General features: G+C 35.1%; 18 protein-coding genes. 1 reads left to right on the forward strand and 17 read right to left on the reverse strand.

The genetic code is table 11. The features are described 5' to 3' along the window. Positions 1-8: 8 nt before the first annotated feature. From VF726_RS19290 to VF726_RS19330, 9 genes are all read right to left on the reverse strand, one after another. Positions 9-1,715, reverse strand: coding sequence for an ABC transporter substrate-binding protein (locus VF726_RS19290; protein ID WP_440171230.1), 1,707 nt, complete (start codon positions 1,713-1,715; stop codon positions 9-11). Positions 1,716-2,080: 365 nt separating this feature from the next. Next, positions 2,081-3,793, reverse strand: a complete 1,713-nt coding sequence (locus tag VF726_RS19295) for a peptide ABC transporter substrate-binding protein (RefSeq protein WP_426832380.1) — start codon at positions 3,791-3,793, stop codon at positions 2,081-2,083. A gap of 349 nt (positions 3,794-4,142) precedes the next feature. Further along, positions 4,143-5,405: a dicarboxylate/amino acid:cation symporter gene (locus VF726_RS19300; protein ID WP_440171232.1), complete on the reverse strand. Its 1,263-nt coding sequence runs from the start codon at positions 5,403-5,405 to the stop codon at positions 4,143-4,145. A 204-nt stretch (positions 5,406-5,609) separates the two neighbouring features. Further along, a complete protein-coding gene (locus tag VF726_RS19305) occupies positions 5,610-6,647 on the reverse strand; it encodes an LCP family protein (protein WP_144488139.1) in 1,038 nt (345 codons plus the stop codon). A 17-nt stretch (positions 6,648-6,664) separates the two neighbouring features. After that, on the reverse strand, positions 6,665-7,663 hold the full coding sequence (locus VF726_RS19310) for an anti-sigma factor (protein WP_440171234.1): 999 nt from the start codon (positions 7,661-7,663) through the stop codon (positions 6,665-6,667). A gap of 12 nt (positions 7,664-7,675) precedes the next feature. Further along, positions 7,676-8,209, reverse strand: coding sequence for an RNA polymerase sigma factor (locus VF726_RS19315; RefSeq protein WP_440171236.1), 534 nt, complete (start codon positions 8,207-8,209; stop codon positions 7,676-7,678). A 127-nt stretch (positions 8,210-8,336) separates the two neighbouring features. Next, entirely contained in the window at positions 8,337-8,708 is a 372-nt protein-coding gene (locus VF726_RS19320) for a VOC family protein (RefSeq protein ID WP_440171238.1), read from the reverse strand. 50 nt (positions 8,709-8,758) lie between these two features. Further along, complete coding sequence (locus VF726_RS19325; RefSeq protein WP_440171240.1) at positions 8,759-9,565, reverse strand: ABC transporter permease subunit; 807 nt, start codon at positions 9,563-9,565, stop codon at positions 8,759-8,761. Continuing rightward, positions 9,558-10,451 carry an ABC transporter ATP-binding protein gene (locus VF726_RS19330; RefSeq protein WP_440171242.1) on the reverse strand — a complete coding sequence of 298 codons (894 nt, stop codon included), beginning with the start codon at positions 10,449-10,451 and terminating at the stop codon, positions 9,558-9,560. The genes VF726_RS19325 and VF726_RS19330 overlap by 8 nt, the downstream gene beginning before the upstream one ends. A gap of 164 nt (positions 10,452-10,615) precedes the next feature. Between VF726_RS19330 and VF726_RS19335 the strand changes: the two genes are divergently transcribed. Next, the gene (locus tag VF726_RS19335; RefSeq protein ID WP_440171244.1) at positions 10,616-11,209 is read left to right on the forward strand and encodes a TetR/AcrR family transcriptional regulator; all 594 of its coding nucleotides are present in this window, start codon (positions 10,616-10,618) and stop codon (positions 11,207-11,209) included. A 25-nt stretch (positions 11,210-11,234) separates the two neighbouring features. Here the strand turns inward: VF726_RS19335 and VF726_RS19340 are convergent, their stop codons facing one another. The 8 genes from VF726_RS19340 to VF726_RS19375 form a co-directional block, all read right to left on the reverse strand. Further along, a complete protein-coding gene (locus VF726_RS19340; protein ID WP_440171246.1) occupies positions 11,235-12,266 on the reverse strand; it encodes an oxidoreductase in 1,032 nt (343 codons plus the stop codon). 181 nt (positions 12,267-12,447) lie between these two features. Beyond that, the gene (gene parC / locus VF726_RS19345) at positions 12,448-14,874 is read right to left on the reverse strand and encodes a DNA topoisomerase IV subunit A (protein WP_440171248.1); all 2,427 of its coding nucleotides are present in this window, start codon (positions 14,872-14,874) and stop codon (positions 12,448-12,450) included. Position 14,875: 1 nt separating this feature from the next. After that, the gene (gene parE, locus VF726_RS19350) at positions 14,876-16,840 is read right to left on the reverse strand and encodes a DNA topoisomerase IV subunit B (RefSeq protein ID WP_440171250.1); all 1,965 of its coding nucleotides are present in this window, start codon (positions 16,838-16,840) and stop codon (positions 14,876-14,878) included. 375 nt (positions 16,841-17,215) lie between these two features. Then, positions 17,216-17,629, reverse strand: coding sequence for a CoA-binding protein (locus VF726_RS19355; protein WP_042512305.1), 414 nt, complete (start codon positions 17,627-17,629; stop codon positions 17,216-17,218). 79 nt (positions 17,630-17,708) lie between these two features. Continuing rightward, a complete protein-coding gene (locus VF726_RS19360; protein WP_440171253.1) occupies positions 17,709-18,950 on the reverse strand; it encodes a S1C family serine protease in 1,242 nt (413 codons plus the stop codon). A 202-nt stretch (positions 18,951-19,152) separates the two neighbouring features. Further along, positions 19,153-19,830, reverse strand: coding sequence for a response regulator transcription factor (locus VF726_RS19365; RefSeq protein ID WP_001044683.1), 678 nt, complete (start codon positions 19,828-19,830; stop codon positions 19,153-19,155). An 18-nt stretch (positions 19,831-19,848) separates the two neighbouring features. Then, positions 19,849-20,301, reverse strand: coding sequence for an anaerobic ribonucleoside-triphosphate reductase activating protein (nrdG, locus tag VF726_RS19370; protein ID WP_001994666.1), 453 nt, complete (start codon positions 20,299-20,301; stop codon positions 19,849-19,851). Next, positions 20,298-22,154: an anaerobic ribonucleoside triphosphate reductase gene (locus tag VF726_RS19375; RefSeq protein WP_440171256.1), complete on the reverse strand. Its 1,857-nt coding sequence runs from the start codon at positions 22,152-22,154 to the stop codon at positions 20,298-20,300. Before VF726_RS19375 ends, nrdG begins: the two co-directional genes overlap by 4 nt. Positions 22,155-22,193: the final 39 nt, after the last annotated feature.

Below are 22,193 nucleotides of genomic sequence, written 5' to 3' on the forward strand. Positions count from 1 at the left end.
CTTTTTTTTTATTTTCCTTCCGTTACATAAGCCCACTTAAAGCTATATTCTGGACTGATGTTATGTTTCACAATTCCTTTTACATTCGGCTTCATTACATACGCTCTTCCTGTTTGGTATAAAGGAACTAATCCAGCATCTTCTTCTAGGAATAATTTTTCTGCTTTTCCTAACGTTTCCCAACGCTTCTTCGGATCAGACAATAATTCATTACCTGCTTTTTTCACCATTTCATCATATTTTGGATTCGAATAACTCATTTGGTTATATGGGCTCTTCGATTCAAACATATCAATAAATGTCATTGGATCTGAATAGTCTGGGCTCCAACCTGCAAATGAAACTTCATAATCTTGTGCTGACTCTAATTTTAGTTTTTGTTTGAACGGCTGAATTTTCGTGTTAACCGTTACACCTTTTAAGTTTTTCTCAATTTGATCTTTAAAGTAGTCAGCAATCTTTTTCGCAGTTCCATCATCATAGCTTAGTAATTCAATTGTCACTTGATCTTTTCCTAGTTCTTTTTTCGCTGCTTCCCAAGCTGCTGCACCTTTTTTCGGATCATATTTCAGACCATTTTTAAATGTATCTTGGTAATCTTTACCGTCAGGTCCTGTTGCAAGTCCTTTTGGTACTAATTGATCTGTTGCTTTTGAACCGTTATTTAAAATAACGTTTGCTAAGCCTTTTTTATCAATTGATAATGCGATTGCTTCACGTAGTTTTTTACTCTTTAACGGTGTATCTTGTCCGTTACGCTTTTGATTTAAACGTAAGAAGAATGTACTTGCTTCTGAATACTCACCGTACTCCTCTTTGTTTGATTTATATTTATCAACGAATTCTCCTGATAATAGTGTGAAATCAATTGACCCTGTATCATATAAGTTTACTTTCGTCGCAACTTCTTTTACTACACTATAATTAATTTCTTCTAATTTTACAGTCTTATTATCCCAATACTTATCATTTTTCTTTAGCTGCCATCCTTGTTCATGTTTCCATGAAGCCATAACGAACGGTCCATTATACAACGTTGTATCTGCTTCTAAACCGAACTTATCTCCTTTTTCTTTTACGAACTTTTCATTTAATGGATAGTAAGATGGGAATGCCATTAAATTCAAGAAATATGGTACTGGTTTTTCTAATTCTACTTCTAGCGTATAATCATCTACCGCTTTTGCTCCTAAATCTGTTAGAGGTTTTTCACCTTTATTAATTGCTTCTGCATTTTTAATATAGTAAGCAATAAACGCATATTCTGCCGCTGTATTTTTATCAAGTAAGCGCTGCCAACCGTATACGAAATCTTTCGCCGTTACAGGGTCACCATTCGACCATTTTGCATCTTTACGTAATTTAAATGTATATTTTTTGCCATCCTCGCTTTTTGTACTAGATTCTGCAGCAGCTGGGATTGGCTTATTATCTTTATCTAATCGATATAAACCTTCCATTGTGTTCCCTAAAATTTGAGAACCTAATGTATCGGTAGATTTTGAAACATCCATCGTTGGAATTTCTTGATTCTCTGTACGATTTAACACCTGTTTTGCTGCGTATTTAATTTCAGATTTTTTCTCTTCCCCACCACCACTAGACGTCGTAGTTGATTTCTTCTCCCCACCAGATCCAGAACACGCTGTCAACGCCATACTCATCGCTAACACTGGCGCTACAACCGCCGTGAACTTTTTCATCTTTTTCTTCATTTTTGTACCCTCCCCAATTATATGTACGAAACTAATTTTGATAGATTTTCTAATAACTAGTTATCAGAAAATTCTTATTAATTAATATTCTACTAATTTTTCCGGTTTTGTAAAGTTATTTTTAAAATATTCTAAAAATTATTTTTTTGTGATAGTAACAAGTATATTTTACAATACAGATCCTTCCTTATATCTATTGGTTTTTTTGCATTTAATGTCATAATAAAAGAGCATTCCAAAAGTAAATAGTCTACTTTTAGAATGCTCTATCATTTCATTTTACTATTGTGGACGATGAGATTCTCACTACAAAATAAGCTAAGAAACTTGTATACATCCACTTAAAGAAGCATCACTGTTTAAAATTATTTTCCACCTTTTTCAGTGATATATGTCCATTTGAAGCTATACTCTGGACTAATATTATGGTGAACAATACCTTCTACATTTGGCTTTTTAACATAAGCATCACCACGTTGGTATAAAGGTACAAGTGCTACATCTTGCTCAAGAAGTAATTTCTCAGCTTTTCCTAGCTCTTCCCAACGCTTCTTCGCGTCACCCATTAATTCAGTGCCAGCTTTTTTGATCATATCATCATACTTCGGATCAGCGAAGCTCATTTGGTTATGAGAATGATTAGACTGGAACATATCTAAGAATGTCATCGGATCTGCGTAGTCAGGTCCCCAACCAGCATATGATAAATCATAGTCTTGCTCTGTTTCTAATTTCAGCTTTTGTTTGAATGGCTGAAGTTTAATATTAACAGTTACACCTTTTAAATTTTTCTCAATTTGATCTTTTACATATTCCCCAACTTTTTTCGCATTACCAGTGTCATAGTTTAATAGCTCAATTGTAACTTGATCTTTTCCAAGCTCTTTTTTCGCTTCATCCCATGCAGCTGCTGCTTTTTTCGCATCTGGTTTAATACCATTTTTAAATGTTTCTTGGAAGTCTTTACCGTCTGGTCCAGTTGCTAATCCTTTCGGTACTAAGAAGTCAGCAGGTTTAGATCCATCATTTAAAATAACGTTTGCTAAATTCTTTTTATCGATTGAAAGGGCAATTGCTTCACGTAATTTTTGGCTCTTTAACGGTGTATCTTGTCCGCCACGTTTTTGGTTCATACGTAAGAAGTAAGTACTTACTTGTGAGTATGTGCCAAATTCTTCTTTATTACTTCTATATTTATCAACGAATTCACCTGTTAATAGCGCGAAATCAACTGCATTTGTATCATATAAGTTTACTCTTGTAGCTACTTCTTTTACTACACTATAGTTAATTTCATCTAGTTTTACAGTCTTTTTATCCCAATATTGATCGTTTTTCTTCAGTTTCCAGCCTTGCTCGTGCTTCCAATCAGTAAGAACGAACGGTCCGTTATATACTGTTGTATCAGACTCTAAACCGTATTTATCCCCTTTTTCTTTTACGAATTTCTCATTTAATGGATAGTACGATGGGAACGCTACTAAGTTTAAGAAGTATGGTACTGCTTGTTCTAATTCAACTTCTAAAGTAAGGTCATCTACTGCCTTTACTCCTAGTTCAGTTACAGGTTTTTCCCCTTTATTAACCGCTTCTGCATTTTTAATTGGGAATGCAATGAATGCATACTCAGCAGCTGTTTTTGGGTCTAATAGACGTTGCCATGCATATGCGAAATCTTTCGCTGTTACAGGATCACCATTTGACCATTTTGCATCTTTACGTAATTTGAATGTATATTTTTTACCATCCTCACTCTTTGTGCTTGACTCTGCCGCAGCTGGGATTGGCTTGTTATCTTTATCTAATCGATATAAACCTTCCATTGTGTTCCCTAAAATTTGAGAACCTAATGTATCAGTATTTTTAGAAGTATCCATTGTTGGAATCTCATTTGTTTCAGTACGATTTAGTACTTGTTTCGCTGCTAATTTTTCTTCTGATTTACTATCTCCGCCAGAGCTAGAATTTGTGTTTGTCTTCTTATCTCCGCCTGATGTAGAACATGCTGTTAATGCCATACTCATTGCTAAAACTGGTGCTACAACCGCTGTTAGTTTTTTCATTTTTTTCTTTTTCACTTTCTGTACCCTCCCTAATTCTTAACGCTCTCATTTAAGAATTTTCTGATAATTCTGTTTTTCTTTATATATTTATCAGAAGATTCTTATTAACTATTATTCTACTAATTTTTTGAGTTTTGTAAAGTGTTATTATTGAAAATTTTTAAAAAATTATTTTTTTACAGTAATATTCATAAAAATTCCATATTCTTTCGAAACAATATACCTTATTGAATTCTATGTATTGATTTAATAGTATTTATATCCCTTCACTATAAAAGACTTGTAAATTATTGTTAATAAATAATGTATATCGTAACAAAGCTCTTTTCTACAAAAATAAAAAAGTCAGCAAAGCTGACTTTTTTTATCCGGCAATTTTCCCTCTTTTCATTTCCTCTACTACTCTCGTATACTTCTCATCATCAAATTCATTTTCACTTTTTGCAACAACTACAGTCGCAATGCCGTTACCAATTAAATTGACGATAGCACGCGCTTCTGACATGAAACGATCTACAACAAGTAATAGTGCTAACCCTTCTAATGGAATAACATTCATTGCAGATAGAGTAGATGCTAGTACAATGAAACCTCCACCTGTTACTGCGGCTGCTCCTTTAGATGTAACTAACAAAATAGCTATTATAGTTAATTGTTGACCTAGTGAAAGATCGACATGAAAGACTTGAGCTAAAAATATTGTAGCCATCGATAAATAAATTGTCGTTCCATCTAAATTAAATGAGTATCCCGTCGGAATGACTAAACCTACTACTGGCTTCGAACATCCGAAGTCTTCCATCTTTGTCATCATTCGCGGCAGTACTGATTCTGATGACGATGTCCCGAGAACAATGAGTAATTCTTCTTTAATGTGAGCTAAATATTTCCACAAACTAAATTTGTACAGTTTACAAATAAAATTTAAAACAATAAAAACAAATAATGCCATTGTCGCATACACACAAATCATTAATTTACCAAGTGGTATGAGCGTGCTTAAACCATATTTACCAATTGTAAACGCCATCCCGCCGAATGCTCCAACCGGTGCTAACTTCATAACAATAGATAAAATATTAAAAAATACTTTCGATAACCTTTCAAAAAAGTCGATAACCGGCTGTCCATTTTTCCCGAGCATCGTTAACCCTGCACCGAATAAAATAGAGAAGAATAGAACTTGTAAAATATCACCTTTTGCAAATGCTTCAAACATGTTAGACGGCACAATATGTAAAAAGAAATCCATCCACTTCATTTCTTGTCCGCTTTGTACATATTGTGAAACATCTCCGCCCTTTAGTTTTGAAGGATCTAATCCATCTCCGGGACGTACAACATTCGCTACGATGATACCAATAAGTAAAGCCGCTGTTGTAACAATTTCAAAATATAATAGTGCCTTACCACCAACACGACCAACCTTTTTCATACTTCCCATACTTGCAATACCAAGCACAATCGTTAAAAAGATTATCGGTGCAATAACCATTTTAATCATATTGATGAACGTTTCACCGATTGGCTTCATCTCTTGTCCTACACTAGGCCAAATTGCCCCTACTGCAATACCACAAATAATTGCCACAATAACTTGAAATGTTAAATTCTTTACGATTCTCATTTTTGATACTCCCCTGTTTCTTTCATTTCTCCCATACAATTTCAATAATTGCTAATGATGTATTTTATGTAATAGCCCCCTGCTATTTAACTTAAACTACATTATTATGTTACACCATTATCCATAATTTTAAAATAGTATATAACATTCAAATTTAAATGACATACTATTTAACGAAATAAAAAAGCAGACATTACGCCTGCTTCAATTCTCCTCAATCTGCTTTTCACTTAATCCTAGATGCGTTCTAAGCGTATTACTCAAACTCTGCAAATCTTTTTTATTAGGATTATAATAATATACACGTTGCCCATTTGGACCGTTAGGTAAATATAAATCATCACCAGCTAATTGTATTTTTTCAACTGAACCGTTTAAACCGTATTTATAAAAAGATAAAATATCATCCATTACTAAATTTGTTTTAAAATCCCCGTCAACCGCCTCAACTATTTTTTCTAGCTTCGTAATCGATCCTACACTTTTTAATTTACTTAACATCGCTTCAATAACAAGTTGTTGGCGCTGACCTCTCATTGCATCACTATCAATATGACGCGTTCTTGCTAGCGCAAGCGCTTCTTCCCCTGTTAATTTTTGTAGTCCTTTTTTCAAATGAATCGCGTCAGGTTCATCTTTACTATTTTGCTCCGTAAATTCAACTGGGACATCTACTTCAACCCCATCTAATCCATCAACAATTTTAGTGAATGCATTAAAATTAAACTTCACAAAATAATCAACAGGCACTTGTAACAATTTTTCTACCGCTTCCATTGAAGCTTGCGGCCCTCCATCTTTACCATTTTTAACGAAACCACTTCCATATGCATGCGTTATTTTATCTTTTTTCTTTTCAACTGGAACATATGTGTATGTATCACGTGGTATACTCGTTAATTTCACTGTCTTATCATCTTTATTAAAAGTAGCTAACAGTAACGCATCTGTATGAAATGCACCATTATACTCCTTTTGTCGTTCTTGATTTTCATCAATGCCCATAATTAAAAGTGAAACATTATTTGTAATCGGCTTTACGGCTTTCTCACGTAAATTTGATTTTTCACCGCGTGCTAAATTCAAACTAGATTTTTGTACGAGATTAGAAGTTTTCATGTACACATACGCACCATATCCAACTCCGCCAAATAATAATGCTACTAACAATACACTTATTATCATTGTCTTCTTATATTTTCTTTTATTTTTCTTTTCTCTTGAAGAAGAGGTATTCTCCATATATTTCCCTCCGTTTTCTATTCATCTAATATGTTTTTCAATTTTTCATACTTAGCCCAATCCTTTTGAAATACATTCTCTTTCAATCCTTTGTTTATTTGTATCCATTCAGTCGTAATCGAATATTGAATCATACCTTCGTGGAAACTAAGGAACTTTAGCATAATCCCTGTATTTTTCTCTACAACCATTTCAAATTTTCCTCTTAAATCTTCAGATGTACTTACAGGCATTTCTATGTTTATTGTCCCTTCTATTTTGTAACAATCAAGTCCAAGATACTTCGTTTCTTTATAATTCCAATCTTTATATCGGATTAATAAATCAGCAAATTCTGATTGTATACTATACTTTGCGAATCCCACATATTCATCATCATACCTTTTTTTCTCGCCTGATTTTCTCAATAATCTTTCCGTAGGGTTTAATTTTAATAGTTCATAGTTTCTTTCTTTCGGGCTCCATTTCGTCTCTTTATATGTATACTTCTCATCATCAAATTCTTTTTTCTTGCCCTCGTTATATATAATTGCTCGTTTTTTCGTTAGCCTATCTTCTTTCGAAGAGATACCACTTTGTTGCTCCGTATCAATCGCATATTTGTATGTTGTAGCAATTCTTGACGAACTAGAATATTCCTCAAATTGTCCTGAAATATTTTTAAAATGATCAATGGAATCCAGCATCTTTTCATGAATCTTTTCTTTATCTGGATAGTTTACGTTCGATTTTATTTCTTCTTCATTTTCATAATCAGAAAACGCCTTTTTCTTTACATATTCAAATACCCCACCATTTTGAGCAAAAATTTGATCAGAAAACTTCGACATAGACACAATTGAAAGTGTTAGAACCGCAGCACTTATAGCCATCATATAAACTCTGTAACCTTTCTTTTTTACCGGAAGATTATGTAGTGTACGATTAATCTTTTCATTTAACTCTGGCGGTACTATAACATTCTCTTCTTTTATTCTCTTTTTTATTTTCTCATCAAATAATTTTTCATTATCCATCCTATACACCCCCTATTCCATCTTTAATCGCTTTTGCAGTTGTTCCCTCGCGCGTGACAATCTCGATTTCACTGTTCCTTTTGGCACTTCTAAAAGCTTCGCTATACTTTCTTGATTCATATCTTCATAATAAAAAAGCACCGTAACAGCTCTTAATTCTTCATGTAATGATTGAATCGCATTACACAAATCTATATCTTCATACTGATCATAAGCACTCATATTGTAATCACTTTCTTCTATTACCATTATCTTTTTGTATGACCTAATAATATTGTTACACTCATTTATCAAAATTCGAATTAACCAAGTTTGAAAAAACTCTTCTTTCTTTAATTTTTTTATATTTTCATAGGCTTTTAAAATTGTTGCCTGTATCGCATCCTCTATATTTGTCTCATCGCATAACATCGCTTTTGCAATGCGATACATCTTCACTTTTTCTGTATGTATAAGCGCCATAAACGCTTCATGATCACCTTTTTTCGCTAAAGAAACATCCGTTTCTTCTTTTACAATCATTTTATATAAAGGGATTACTTTCACAATTGCTCCTCCTGTTTCATCCTCACTTCAAATTTAACTTTACATGTATTAGACGGATGGGCCTAGAAAAAGGTTCATTTTTTTGAATATTTTCATAAAAAAAGGTAAACATTTTTCATGTTTACCTTTACTCGGATGTAATTCTAAGGAAATACCCATCTGGATCCACAATTTTAAATCCTCTCATCTCCCATGGATAAGTTTGAATTTCTTCTTGTATTGTGCACCGATTCTCTTTACAACGTTCATATACTTCTTCAAGCCGATTGACAACAATAATTAGTTCAAAGCCATTCCCCTTCATCTCTTTTCGATTGTAAAAATAGTGATTTTCATTCAATCTTGAATCACTAACTAGTAATAAAGAAAACTGGTCATGATTAAAACGAGCTCCATGCATATTTCGTTTATACAACTTTAAACCAATTACTTCTTCATAAAACAATAATGACTTTTCAATATCATTTACATATAGCTGCACCCGGAACAAATGATTCATTCGCTTCCTCCTCATCAAAAAAAGCCCACTCTATCAGTGGACTTTCTACTTTACAACGGTAAATCCCTCTTTCTAAACACTACAATCGCTACGATGAAAATACAAAGCGCTCCAGCAGTTAAACCTATACTTACTGGCCATATATTATACGTTCCCTCAGCAATTTCTTTCGGACGAAATAGCGTAAATAATGATATATTTCTCATCCACTCTAACTTATCACTTAATTTACCTACCATATCTAATGCGAAAAACAAAATCGTTAAACTTGCTGAGTAGCTAAGTGCCTTTCTCTCGTCATTACATATACAAGAAAAGAAAAATGAATAAGCACTAACGACTAAAAAGATGAGCCCTCCGACTACGTTTATCTTCAGGAATAATTCTTTATTTAAATTATTATCTTCTAAAAACCATTCTGCACCTACTATACCTGCTACATACGTAACAGCTACAATAATTAGTAGTCCCAATATAAGAATAGACGCTTGCGTGATTGCAATTTGCACTCTAGATACAGGCGTTGCGAGCAAATATGCCATCGCTCCTTTATCTACATGACGAGCAATTAAATGCGTCGCAACTGTTACACAAAAAATCGTCAATATGATAATAAACAATAGACTATAATATTCGCCAGCTAAAAAATCCATTACATTTTGAATCGGACTTTCCATACCAACGATTTTTTTCACACTATCAGGCATAGCACTTATTAATTCATTTAATCCTTTCGCTGATACCATGGAAGGGAAGATCCAAATTAATAACCATAAATAAAGGGCTGCACCCGTAGCATAACTCAAAATACTTTTTTGTGTTTCTTTCAAACTAGCTAAAAACAATTGCTTATTCATGCTTTATCCCTTCTTTCTTATCGTAATAATGCATAAATAAATGTTCTAAATCCATTGCTCTCGTTTGAAGCGCCGTTACATTATAGTTTGAAAGTGTTTGTAAAACAGTTTGATAGTTTCCTTGCACAATAATCGATGCTTCTCTGCCTTTCACCGCTTCAAATTCCAAATTACATTGCGTAAGAGATTCAATCTCTTCTTGCGATGATACAGTTACATCTATTACTTGTCGTCTCATACTTTGTAAATCATGAATATTTTCAACTGTTACAAGGCGGCCATCTTTAATTATAGCCACTCTGTCACAAGTTCTCTCAATCTCAGTAAAAATGTGTGATGACATAAGGATTGTTTTCCCTCTTTGCTTTTCCTCTAATATTAAATCTATAAATACTTGCTGCATGAGCGGATCGAGTCCTGATGTCGGTTCATCCAAAATTAACACTTCTGGATCATGCATAAAAGCAGCAACAATTCCTACTTTTTGCTTCATTCCTTTAGACATTTTTCGAATTGGTGTTTTCACATCAAATTGTAGACGCTCTATGAGTTCATCTCGTCTTTTCGTATCCTTTAAACCGCGCATTCCTTGCATTAACTTTAAAAACTCTAATCCGTTCATTCCTTCAATAAAAGAAATTTCTCCTGGTAAATAACCGACTTCCCTTTGAATCTTCGCGGCATCATTCCAACAATCTAATCCGAAAATTGAAGATTTTCCAGCAGTCGGTTTTATAAATCCCATTAAATTACGAATTGTTGTGGATTTCCCAGCACCGTTTGGTCCTAAGTATCCAAAAACTTCCCCTTCTTTCACTTCAAATGTAATATGAAACAAGCCTTTCCCATTTGAAAACTGTTTTGTAACATTTTGAACTGAAATCATAAGTCCACCTCATTTTTTGAAATATTTGATATATGATATTTCAAAGTTATTGTACTCCTCATCTTTCACATTCGCAACAACTTTTTGAAATATTTATATGTCCATATTTCAAAAATATTGTTTTTCATTATTTTTTCTTGTATATTTTAATTGAGGTGATTGCATTGAACGGCTTTGAAAAAGTGAAAGAAAAGAAAAAACGTGCCATAAAAGAGGCAGCCTTCTTATTATTTTCAGAACGCGGATTTAATGAAGTGAAAATAGAACATATTGCAAAAAAAGCAAACGTTTCTCAAGTTACCATTTATAATCATTTCGGAAGTAAAGATGCGTTATTTAGAGAACTTATACAAGAATTTATCATATCTGAATTTCAATATTATAAAGAGCTTGCTGAAGAAAAATTACCTTTTCATGATATGATGCAAAAAATGATTGTAAGAAAAATGAATACTGGCGGATTATTTCAGCCTGATATGTTGCTACAAATGATGCAAAGAGATGAAGAGCTCCGAGAGTTTATTTATAGTTATCAAAACGAAAAAATTCTGCCTTGGTATTTAGAAATATTAGAACAAGCACAACAAAAAAATGAAATAAACCCTCACCTTACTAAAGAAATGATGTTGCTATACATTCAAATGTTCACTAAATTAGGTGATGATTTCGGAGCACAGCTTCTTGAAGGAGATCGCGAAAAACATATACAAGATATCGTTACGATGTTCTTTTATGGACTTTCTGTTCCACAAAAATAAAAAAGACACGAAATTCGTGTCTTTTTTATTTTACCGAAATAACTCTACCCGTTTCACTACTTTCAATCGCTAATTGAATCAGTTTAATAACATCTAAACCTCCTTGTGCTGTCACAGGTAATTTTTCACCATTTACAATACTATCTCTTACACCTTTATAGTACATGTCATAACAGCCTACTTCTGTCGGAATACGCACTAACTCTCCTTCTGTTTCTAAAGTAGCAAAATTCTCTTCAATGTCTGCTCCATAACCATTATCGCCTGGCTTCATTCCATTTTTTAATTGTTCTTCCTGTGAATCCATACCGTATTTCACGATAGAACCTTTATCTCCATGCAGTGTAAAGTGTGGACCTGCTTGCTTTACGTAACTACTACTATGTAAAGTGACACGCTTCACACCGTAGTGAAGTATAACATGGAAGTAGTCATCAATTTCTGCACCTGGTCGCTGTTTGATCACATCTGCACTTATCGCATCCGGTTTCCCAAATAACGACAATGCTTGGTCAATTAAATGAGACCCTAAATCATATAATATCCCTGATCCTGGTAAGTTCTTTTCTCTCCAGCGATCACGTACATTCGGACGGAAACGATCGAAATGTGCTTCATATGCGTATAGATTCCCTATCCTATTTTCTTCTAACAATTTCTTTATCGTTAAGAAATCATTATCAAAACGACGATTATGATATACGCTCAATACGACATTATGTTGCTTCGCTAATGCGATAAGTTCTTCGCCTTCTTCAATTGAAACAACAAATGGTTTTTCCACAACAACATGCTTACCATGTAATATTGCTTCTTTTACATATGGAAAATGAGTTGTGTTTGGTGAAGTAATGACCACTAAGTCAATATCAGCACGATTTACTAATTCCTCAATTGTGCCAACAACTTCCGCATTTGGTAATGCTTGTTTCACTCGTTCTTCTTTTGAAGATAAAATAGCACGAATATCGTATTCTTCTATCGTTTGTAATAATGGGATATGAAATGTTGTACTAGAAAAGCCAAATCCTACAATCCCTACACCTATTTTTTTCATGTTGCCCCTCCATCTGTCCAGTTTCAACTAATAATCAGTTGGGATAAAGAAAATCTCCACTGATTAAAGTTTCACTTCATGAGAACGATTTCATCCAGTTATTATAACAAGATTATTATTATTTACATAATAATTTGCCTAGAAAAAAGCATCTTGCTATTATTCATAGCAAGATGCTTTTTTACTCCGGTCGTTTTTTCGTCCACGTTTCTACTACTTCACCAGTATCATTAACATCTAGCACTAGGCTACCGTTACTATACCGATCTTTATTTCGATACGCTTTCGGATCTATCTCTTCTACAACGTTTTTCTCTGTCTTCATGTAAACTAATTCATCGTCCCGAACAATTTCAATACCGACAATGCGGTATGGATTACGTTTTAACTCTTTGAAAATAACAAGACCTCGTTTCGCCCTCGTTGATTTTTCAATTTCTGATGCTTTTAGACGTTTTACAGCACCGCGCTGTGTTACGAGTATAAGTTGATCTTTGTCACCATTTAACGCTTTACCAGAAGCGACATAGTCATCTTCTTTTAAATTAATTGCTTTCACACCAGCAGCTCTTACACCGACTGGACTTACTTCATCTTCATGGAAAATAAGTGCATATGCACCATGTGTTGCAAGAACAATATCACTCGTTCCATCTGTCGCAAATATATCGACAACTTCATCATCTTTTTTCAAGTTTACAGCAACGAACGCCCTTGAATAGCGCTGAACTTTATATTGATTTAATTCTGTTTTCTTTATCATACCATTCTTTGTTACAAATACGATAAATCGTTTTTCTTCCTCAAAATTCGGTACGACAGTCGCCCAAATAATCGTTTCATCCCGGTCGAGTGAAACGATATTAGCAACATGTTGACCTAAATCTTTCCAACGAATATCTGGCATTTCATATACTGGCAGATATATATAGTTTCCTTTGTTCGTAAATAAGAGGACTGTCTCTGTTGTATTCGTATCGAATCGTTCAAGTAAGATGTCACCCTCTTTCATACCGAAGTCTTTGCCGTTTGATGCATTATGTGAACGCCAACCTGTTCGTTTCACATATCCTTCTTTCGTTACAGTAACGATGACATCTTCCTGCGGAATCATAACTTCCACATCGATTTTAATTTCCTCAATTTGTTCTTCAATAATAGCACGGCGATCATCACTATATGTTTTCTTTACTCTCTTCAAATCAGTTTTAATGACTTGAAGAAGTCTTTTTTCACTTTGTAAAATTGACTGTAACTCTATAATCTTCTTATTGAGCTCGTCTGCTTCTTGTTCTAGCGCTGTAATATCTGTATTCGTTAAACGATATAATTGCAAGGAAACAATTGCTTCCGCCTGCGCTTCTGTAAAGCCAAATTTTGCACTTAAATTATCTTTCGCATTACGTTTATCTTTTGAAGCTCGAATTGTCTCGATTACTTGGTCTAAAATCGATAATGCTTTCTTTAATCCTTCTACAATATGTTGACGATTTTCTGCTTTTCGTAATTCATATTGTGAACGTCTCGTAATGACTTCTTTTTGATGTCCAATATACGCATCTAAAATTTTTGGTAATGTCATAAGTGTTGGACGACGATTATTAATCGCTACCATATTAAAGTTGTATGGAATTTGTAAATCTGTATTTTTATATAAATAATTTAAAATACCTTCAGCATTTGCTTCTTTTTTTAACTCTACAACAATACGGAGACCTGTACGATCTGTCTCATCACGCACTTCAGCAATACCATCTAATTTTTTATCTAGACGTAATTCATCCATTTTCTTAACAAGGTTTGCTTTATTCACTTCGTAAGGAATCTCAGTGATTACGATTTGCTGTTTACCACCACCACGCATCATTTCAACTTCCGCTTTTCCACGAATAATAATTTTACCTTTTCCTGTTTCATACGCTTTTTTGATACCATCAATCCCTTGAATAATACCACCAGTCGGAAAATCTGGTCCTTTCATAACTGTTAATAAATCATCAACAGTACTATTCGGCTTATCAATACGCATCATCGTTGCATCAATTACTTCTCCAAGGTGATGCGGAGGAATTTCTGTTGCATAACCAGCGGAAATCCCTGTAGATCCGTTCACTAATAAGTTTGGGAACGCTGCTGGTAATACAACTGGTTCTTCACTCGTATCATCAAAGTTTGACACGAATTCCACTGTTTCTTTATCAAGATCACGTAATAACTCAGATGCGATTGGCGATAAACGCGCTTCTGTATAACGCATTGCTGCTGCTGGATCGCCATCAACACTACCATTATTACCGTGCATTTCAACTAAAACATTACGTACTTTCCAAGTTTGGCTTAAACGTACCATCGCCTCATATACAGAGGAATCACCATGCGGATGATAATTACCGATAACGTTACCTACTGTTTTAGCTGACTTACGGAACGCTTTATCATGGACGTTTCCTTCTACATACATAGAATATAAAATACGTCTTTGTACCGGCTTTAAACCATCACGCGCATCTGGAAGCGCTCGATCTTGAATTATATATTTACTATAACGTGCAAAGCGGTCACCTAACACGTCTTCAAGCGGGAGGTCATGAAACTTCTCTGCTTGCATGTTATTCCACCTCCGTCTCCATAATCATTTCATTTTCTAAAATATTTCCTTCTTCTTGCATACCAAATTGTACATTGCGTTCGATCCATTTACGACGAGGTTCTACTTTATCACCCATTAACGTTGTAACGCGGCGTTCTGCTCTTGCTGCATCATCAATTTTCACGCGAATTAACGTACGTGTTTCAGGATTCATAGTCGTTTCCCATAATTGATCTGCATTCATTTCACCAAGTCCTTTATAACGCTGTAACATATAACCTTTTCCAACTTTTTTCGTTACACCATCTAATTCATCATCCGACCATGCATATTCAATTACTTCACTTTTCCCTTTTCCTTTACTTACTTTGTATAAAGGAGGAAGTGCGATAAACACTTTACCAGCTTCAATAAGTGGCTTCATATATCTGTAGAAGAACGTTAGTAACAATACTTGAATATGAGCTCCATCTGTATCAGCATCGGTCATAATGACAACTTTATCGTAGTTAATATCTTCCACATCAAATTCATTTCCTACGCCGCCGCCAATCGCATAAATGATTGTATTAATCTCTTCATTTTTAAAGATATCAGCAAGTTTTGCTTTTTCTGTATTGATTACTTTCCCACGTAACGGTAATACTGCTTGGAAACGTCGGTCTCGCCCTTGTTTCGCGGAACCACCGGCAGAGTCACCCTCCACTAGGTACAGTTCATTTTTTTGCGGGTTACGTGATTGTGCAGGTGTTAACTTACCACTTAATGTACCTTCTGATTTCTTTTTCTTTTTACCACTACGTGCTTCTTCTCTCGCTTTGCGAGCAGCCTCACGTGCTTGCGCTGCTTTAACTGCCTTTCTTACAAGAAGTGTAGCAACATCCGGATTTTCTTCTAAAAAGTAAGCTAAATGCTCTGATACAATGGCATCAATTGAAGAACGAGCTTCACTTGTACCTAGTTTCCCCTTCGTTTGCCCTTCAAACTGAAGTACTTCTTCTGGTACACGTACAGAAACAATAGCCGCTACACCTTCACGAATATCTGTACCTTCTAAGTTTTTATCTTTTTCTTTTAATAGTGAAACTTTACGAGCATACTCATTGAACACACGCGTCATCGCTGTCTTAAATCCAGCTTCGTGTGTTCCACCATCTTTTGTACGTACGTTATTTACAAACGATAAAATGTTTTCTGAGTAGCCATCGTTAAATTGAAATGCTAACTCTGCTTCAATCCCATTTTGTTCACCAGTGAAGTATACAACTGGATGAATGGAATCTTTTTCTTCGTTTAAATATGAAACGAAAGCTTCAATTCCTGTTTCATAATGAAATACATCCTCTAAATCATTTCGTTCATCTTTTATCGAGATTTTCATTCCTTTTAATAAGAATGCAGATTCGCGTAATCTCTCACATAATGTTTCATAATTATAATTTGTTGTGCTGAAAATCGTTGTATCTGGTTTAAAATGCATTGTCGTACCAGACTCTTTCGTTTTCCCGATTTTCTCTAAAGTCGTTGCAGGAATACCACCATTTTCAAAGCGTTGTTCATAAATATTTCCGTCACGTTTAATCGTTACGACTAACCATTCTGACAAGGCATTCACAACTGATGCCCCAACACCGTGTAAACCACCACTCGTTTTATAGCCACCTTGACCAAACTTACCACCAGCATGAAGTACAGTTAAAATAACTTCAGGTGTAGGTTTCCCAAGTTTATGCATTCCCGTAGGCATTCCTCGCCCTTTATCTATAACGCTAATACTATTATCTTTATGTATTACGACTGAAATTTCGTCGCCAAATCCCGCTAACGCTTCGTCAACGGAGTTATCTACTATTTCATATACTAAATGATGCAATCCACGGCTATCCGTACTCCCGATATACATACCCGGGCGTTTTCGAACGGCTTCAAGTCCTTCTAACACTTGAATCGCATCTTCATTATATTGGAACTGATGCTTCGCCAAACTCCTTGCCCCTTTCCTAATCCAAAATCAGAACATATGTTTCTATTATAGAATAACGCCTCGACTATAGTTTTGGCAAGTTATCTTATCTCTTTTATATACCATTTTCAATAGAAAAATCCTTGTTTTCTCACAAGGATTCCTCTAGGCTACTATTTCAGAAAAATAATCGTTTGTCAACGAGAAATGGATATGTATTCCAAGATTACACATTCCAAACCTTTATTATGATCCAAATGATCAAGATCCAAAATGGGATTACAAATAACAATCCCCAAAAACAGCCTTTAAAAAATCTCATGATGAACACCTCGTTCATCGGCCCTACTCACCAATAATAAGGGCTGAATCAATCTTTCTACCTTTAAATCTATACTATTTTGTCATCGCATGTTCTACTTTAATACAACGATCCATTATTACAGTATAGTCTTTTTCTTTTAAAAGTTTATATGTATCTTCATCTTGTACTCCTAATTGTGCCCAAAAAACATCTGCATCAATCTCTACAAACTCTTTCGCAACATCCATTAAAAATTCTGAACGGCGGAATACATTTACAATATCAACATGTTCCTTAATATCCTTTAGTGAAGAAACTGCTTTTTCTCCTAGCACCTCATCTACTGTTGGGTTTACTGGAATAATGCGATACCCAGCATCTTGCATTGCTTTTGAAACCATATACGATGTACGTTCTGGTTTATCCGACAATCCAACAACTGCAATCGTTTTGCTTTTCTTTAACACTTCACCAATTTCCGTACGAGTTGGGTTTTCAATCATCATAATTAATCCCTCCTATTCCTTTAGTATAGCCGATAAAGAAAGTCTCTTTCAACATGAAAGAGACTTTCTTTTATTCCGATTATTGATTCTTTGTAGCTGAGTTATCTGCTAAAGTAGCCGATTTCGTCATTTTTTGACCGTTACGATAGAATGTAACTTCTACTTTCTCGCCTACTTTTTTCTTTTCATATAAATATTTACGGAATTGAAGTGAGTTTTCTACTTTTTGATTATCTAATGCTACTACAATATCATATTGCTCTAAACCAGCTTTTTCGGCCGGTGATATTGGGTAAATTTTACCTAATACAACGCCATTTGTTACTTCTTTCGGTACTTTCAATTGATTGACTGCATAAGCTTGCACATCTTCTAATGAAACGACACCTACTCCAAGAGCTGGACGTTTCACTACTCCGTCTTTTTCAAGTGATTCAATAACCGGCTTTGCGATATTAATTGGAATAGCAAAGCCAATTCCTTCAACTTCTTGTTGTGCAATTTTACTTGAATTAATCCCAATTATTTCACCGTTTTGGTTAAATAACGCACCACCACTATTACCTGGGTTAATCGCTGCATCTGTTTGAATAACTTGAGCGTTCCAATCTGCACGCTTATCGCCATCGATATCTACTGGAATTTCACGTTCTTTACTACTAATAATACCTTCCGTTACACTTCCATCAAACCCTAGTGGGTTACCGATTGCAATTGCTTTTTCACCCGCACGAAGTTTACTTGAATCACCTAAAGTGGCCACTTTATTTACATTAGATCCATCAATTTCAACAACAGCTAAGTCTAACCAAGGGTCTTTACCAACTAATTTCGCATCAACTTGCTTTCCATCACTCAGCTTCACAGCAAGTTTATTTGCTCCATCTACTACGTGGTTATTTGTTACAATATATGCTTTATTCCCTGCTTTTTTATAAATAACACCTGATCCTGAACCAGCTTGTTGTTCTTGGCCTGTCGGTTGCATTGCAAATGGATCAATGCTTTGTTGCATATTAATCACACCTACAACAACATCTTTCGCGCCTTCAATCATACCAGGTAAATCAGTTTCATTTTTTGCTTTATTGACAACAGGAACTACAGTACCTTCAACTTTTGAATCCGAACTAAATGATGATACAGCCGCTCCATTATTTTGAGCCCATGGCATATAAGGTGCCGCAAAACTAATTGTGACAGCTCCAACTACCGCTCCGACTAAACCTGTGAAAAAATAACCTTTTTTACTACCTGATTTTCTCACTTCTCTCGTTTCACTATGCTCTTCATTTAAATTCGGTCCGTCGTAATATCCCATGTTTTATTTCCCCTCTCTGGTGAATTCGTATTTTCAGTATAGTCACGTTTTGTGTCCTTCTTGTGAACTCATCGTGAAATCCAATTAAAAAAATACTCTTATCTAACATTGTAGACAAGAAATGTATTTTTTGTACATTCTACCTGCAATAGAGGATATAAAATCGACATTTCCCTAGGCTAAGGTACACAATTCGTTACAATTATTCTTCAAACTTATAACCAACTCGAATAACAGTACCGATATGCTTCGCTTTATCTCCTAGTTTGTTTCGTAGTTTTTTAATATGAGTATCAACCGTTCGGTCATCTCCGTAGTAATCATATCCCCATAACTGATCTAATAAATGTTGACGTGACAACACAATTCCTTTGTTCTCCATTAAATAAACAAGAAGTTCAAACTCTTTATGCGTCAATATAATTTCTTCTCCATCTACTAAAACAGTTCTAGATAGACGATTCACTTCTATTCCAGCTAAAGACATAGCATTTTCTTCCGCTACTCCTACCACGCCATCCGCACGTTTTAATAACGTCTTCGCTCGAGCTACTAACACTTTCGGGCTGAAAGGTTTCGTTACGTACTCATCTGCACCTAATTCGAACCCTAGTAATGTATCATCCTCATCTGAACGTGCTGTTAACATAATGATAGGTACTGCTGATTCTTTTCTAATTCGTCTACACACAGACCATCCATCTATTTCAGGTAACATAATATCTAACATAATTAAATCAATTTCATGCTCTGCAAATAACTCTAACGCTTTTTTTCCGTCTTCTGCTTCGATTACTTCAAAGCCTTCATTACGAAAATAATCACTAACAATTTCACGTAATCTTCTTTCATCTTCAACTAGTAATACTGTTTTATTCATATAATCTATCCCGCCTTTTTACTCTTTCAATCGAATAATACGTTGATTGGAGCTTCCGCGAAATGGAAGTGTTAAATCTTTTTTCTCGATTTCAAATCTTCCATCGACTAAAACATCCCCATAATGTAACAACTCTATCATATCATTATTTTGAGAACTCTGTATCTCTTCTAACGTATAACCTGTATACATCCATAAATTTTTTTTCATATCTTTCACTGCTTTTGCTACTTTTTTCACTTCAGCAGCTTGAAAAAATGGATCTCCACCTGAAAATGTTACATCAGTTAATGGATTACTTGCAATCTCTTTCACAATTTCTTCTACTGCCATTTCAGTTCCATTACAAATATTCCACGATTTAGGATTATGGCAACCGAAACAACGATGCGGACAGCCCGCAAAAAACACGACTGTCCGCAACCCTTCCCCGTCTACTACACTATCATGAATGATGTTCATCACTTTCATTTATGCTTCACCCGATCCATTTCTTCACTACGTTTTGCACTATTCCACTTCGACATATCGCCTACAAGATATCCTGTTATACGGCGAATTCTTTCTATATTAGCCTCGTCTTCATTTCCGCAACTTGGACATTCATTTCCAATGACTCCGTGATAACTACAGCACTTACAACGGTCTACAGGATGATTAATTGAACCGTACCCAACGCCATGATCTGCCATCGCTTGTACAATTTGTTTTAACGCCTGTTTGTTATGCATAGCTGCTCCGTCTAATTCAATATACGTAATATGTCCCCCGTTACATAAGGCATGGAAAGGTCCTTCTAAACGAATTTTTTTTATCGCTTGAATGTTATAATAAACTGGGATATGGAATGAATTCGTATAATAATTATGGTTCGTTATACCGGTAATCACGCCAAATTCTTCCCTATCTTTTTTCACAAACTTCCCTGATAACCCTTCTGCAGGAGTTGCAATGATTGAGAAATTCAGTTCATGTTCTTCTGTCGCTTTATCCATTCTATCTCTCATAAAGGAAATAATTTCGTACCCGAGTTTCCATGATTCTTCATCTTCTCCATGATGTTTTCCTGTTAAAGCTACTAAACATTCCGCAAGACCGATAAAACCAAGACTTAACGTCCCTTGCTTTAAAATGGATGCTACAGAATCTTCAGGCTGTAACTTTTCGCCACCGCGCCATACACCTTGTGAATATAAAAATCGAAAATCTCTTGCTCGCTTCGTACATTGATACTCAAATCTCTCTAATAATTGCTGGATTCCTAAATCTAAGTAGTAATTTAACGCTTCAAAAAAAGCTTCCTTTGAACCACTAATGAGCGCTAGTTTCACTAAGTTAATAGACGTAAATGATAAATTCCCTCTTCCAATCGCTGTTTCTTCTCCGTGTATGTTAGACATAACACGCGTACGACATCCCATGTAACACACTTCACTTTCCGGTCGCCCATCATAATGCACTGCATTAAATGGCGCATCTAAAAATGAAAAGTTAGGGAACAATCGTTCAGCCGTTGTCTCTAACGCTAATTCAAATAAATCGTAGTTCGGATCGCATTCTTCAAAGTTCACACCTTTTTTCATTTTAAAAATTTGAATTGGAAAAATTGGTGTTTCCCCTTTACCAAGACCAGCTTGTGTCGCTTTTAAAAGCTGTCTAACTAATAACCGTCCCTCTTTTGATGTGTCTGTTCCATAATTAATAGAAATAAACGGTACTTGTCCCCCGCCCCTACTGTGCATACTATTTGAATTATGAATGAAAGCTTCACACGCCTGATACGTATCATTTTCTGTTTCTTTCCATGCAAACTCTTCTATTTGTTCTTTCGTAAGCGGATATGACTGCAATCGTTTCTTATGTCTCGCTACTGTTTTTCTCACATACGGAGCTAAATCTATATCAAAGAGTGCAAACGATTGACCACCGTGCTGCATATTTTGATTCGCTTGAAAAATAATAGATGAAAGGGCCAATGCACTTTTAATGTCTTGCGGTTGTCTCATATGCCCATGTCCGGTATGAAAACCGTTCGCAAGCATTTGCGCTAACGGAATTTGCGAACAAGTCGTCGTTCCCGTCGCATAAAAGTCTAAGTCATGTGGATATAATATATTTTGATTTATCGCTTTTTTCACTTGATCTGACAATAAATTTTCAACAGCATAATATTTCGCACTCTCAGATGCGAACGTTCCCATTACTCCCATCGGAGAGCGGCCATCTACATTTGCATTTTCTTGCATTAAATCCTGTTCATTGCCGTGGACAATCGTCTCAAACACTCTCATTAATTCTTCTCCACGTGTATTTTTTTGTAACATTTATAACCCTCCACCAATATGTTGTTGTCTTTCGATTAA

The organism is Bacillus sp. Brlt_9 (assembly GCF_051948935.1).
In the GTDB taxonomy this organism is placed as follows: domain Bacteria; phylum Bacillota; class Bacilli; order Bacillales; family Bacillaceae_G; genus Bacillus_A.

Bases quoted from the DNA above. Each gene is read 5' to 3' on its own strand.
- VF726_RS19290 (WP_440171230.1), bottom strand. From the start codon at position 1,715: ATGAAGAAAAAGATGAAAAAGTTCACGGCGGTTGTAGCGCCAGTGTTA.
- VF726_RS19300 (WP_440171232.1), bottom strand. From the start codon at position 5,405: ATGAGAATCGTAAAGAATTTAACATTTCAAGTTATTGTGGCAATTATT.
- VF726_RS19305 (WP_144488139.1), bottom strand. From the start codon at position 6,647: ATGGAGAATACCTCTTCTTCAAGAGAAAAGAAAAATAAAAGAAAATAT.
- VF726_RS19310 (WP_440171234.1), bottom strand. From the start codon at position 7,663: ATGGATAATGAAAAATTATTTGATGAGAAAATAAAAAAGAGAATAAAA.
- VF726_RS19320 (WP_440171238.1), bottom strand. From the start codon at position 8,708: ATGAATCATTTGTTCCGGGTGCAGCTATATGTAAATGATATTGAAAAG.
- VF726_RS19325 (WP_440171240.1), bottom strand. From the start codon at position 9,565: ATGAATAAGCAATTGTTTTTAGCTAGTTTGAAAGAAACACAAAAAAGT.
- VF726_RS19330 (WP_440171242.1), bottom strand. From the start codon at position 10,451: ATGATTTCAGTTCAAAATGTTACAAAACAGTTTTCAAATGGGAAAGGC.
- VF726_RS19340 (WP_440171246.1), bottom strand. From the start codon at position 12,266: ATGAAAAAAATAGGTGTAGGGATTGTAGGATTTGGCTTTTCTAGTACA.
- parC (WP_440171248.1), bottom strand. From the start codon at position 14,874: ATGCAAGCAGAGAAGTTTCATGACCTCCCGCTTGAAGACGTGTTAGGT.
- VF726_RS19355 (WP_042512305.1), bottom strand. From the start codon at position 17,629: ATGATGATTGAAAACCCAACTCGTACGGAAATTGGTGAAGTGTTAAAG.
- VF726_RS19360 (WP_440171253.1), bottom strand. From the start codon at position 18,950: ATGGGATATTACGACGGACCGAATTTAAATGAAGAGCATAGTGAAACG.
- VF726_RS19365 (WP_001044683.1), bottom strand. From the start codon at position 19,830: ATGAATAAAACAGTATTACTAGTTGAAGATGAAAGAAGATTACGTGAA.
- nrdG (WP_001994666.1), bottom strand. From the start codon at position 20,301: ATGAAAGTGATGAACATCATTCATGATAGTGTAGTAGACGGGGAAGGG.
- VF726_RS19375 (WP_440171256.1), bottom strand. From the start codon at position 22,154: ATGTTACAAAAAAATACACGTGGAGAAGAATTAATGAGAGTGTTTGAG.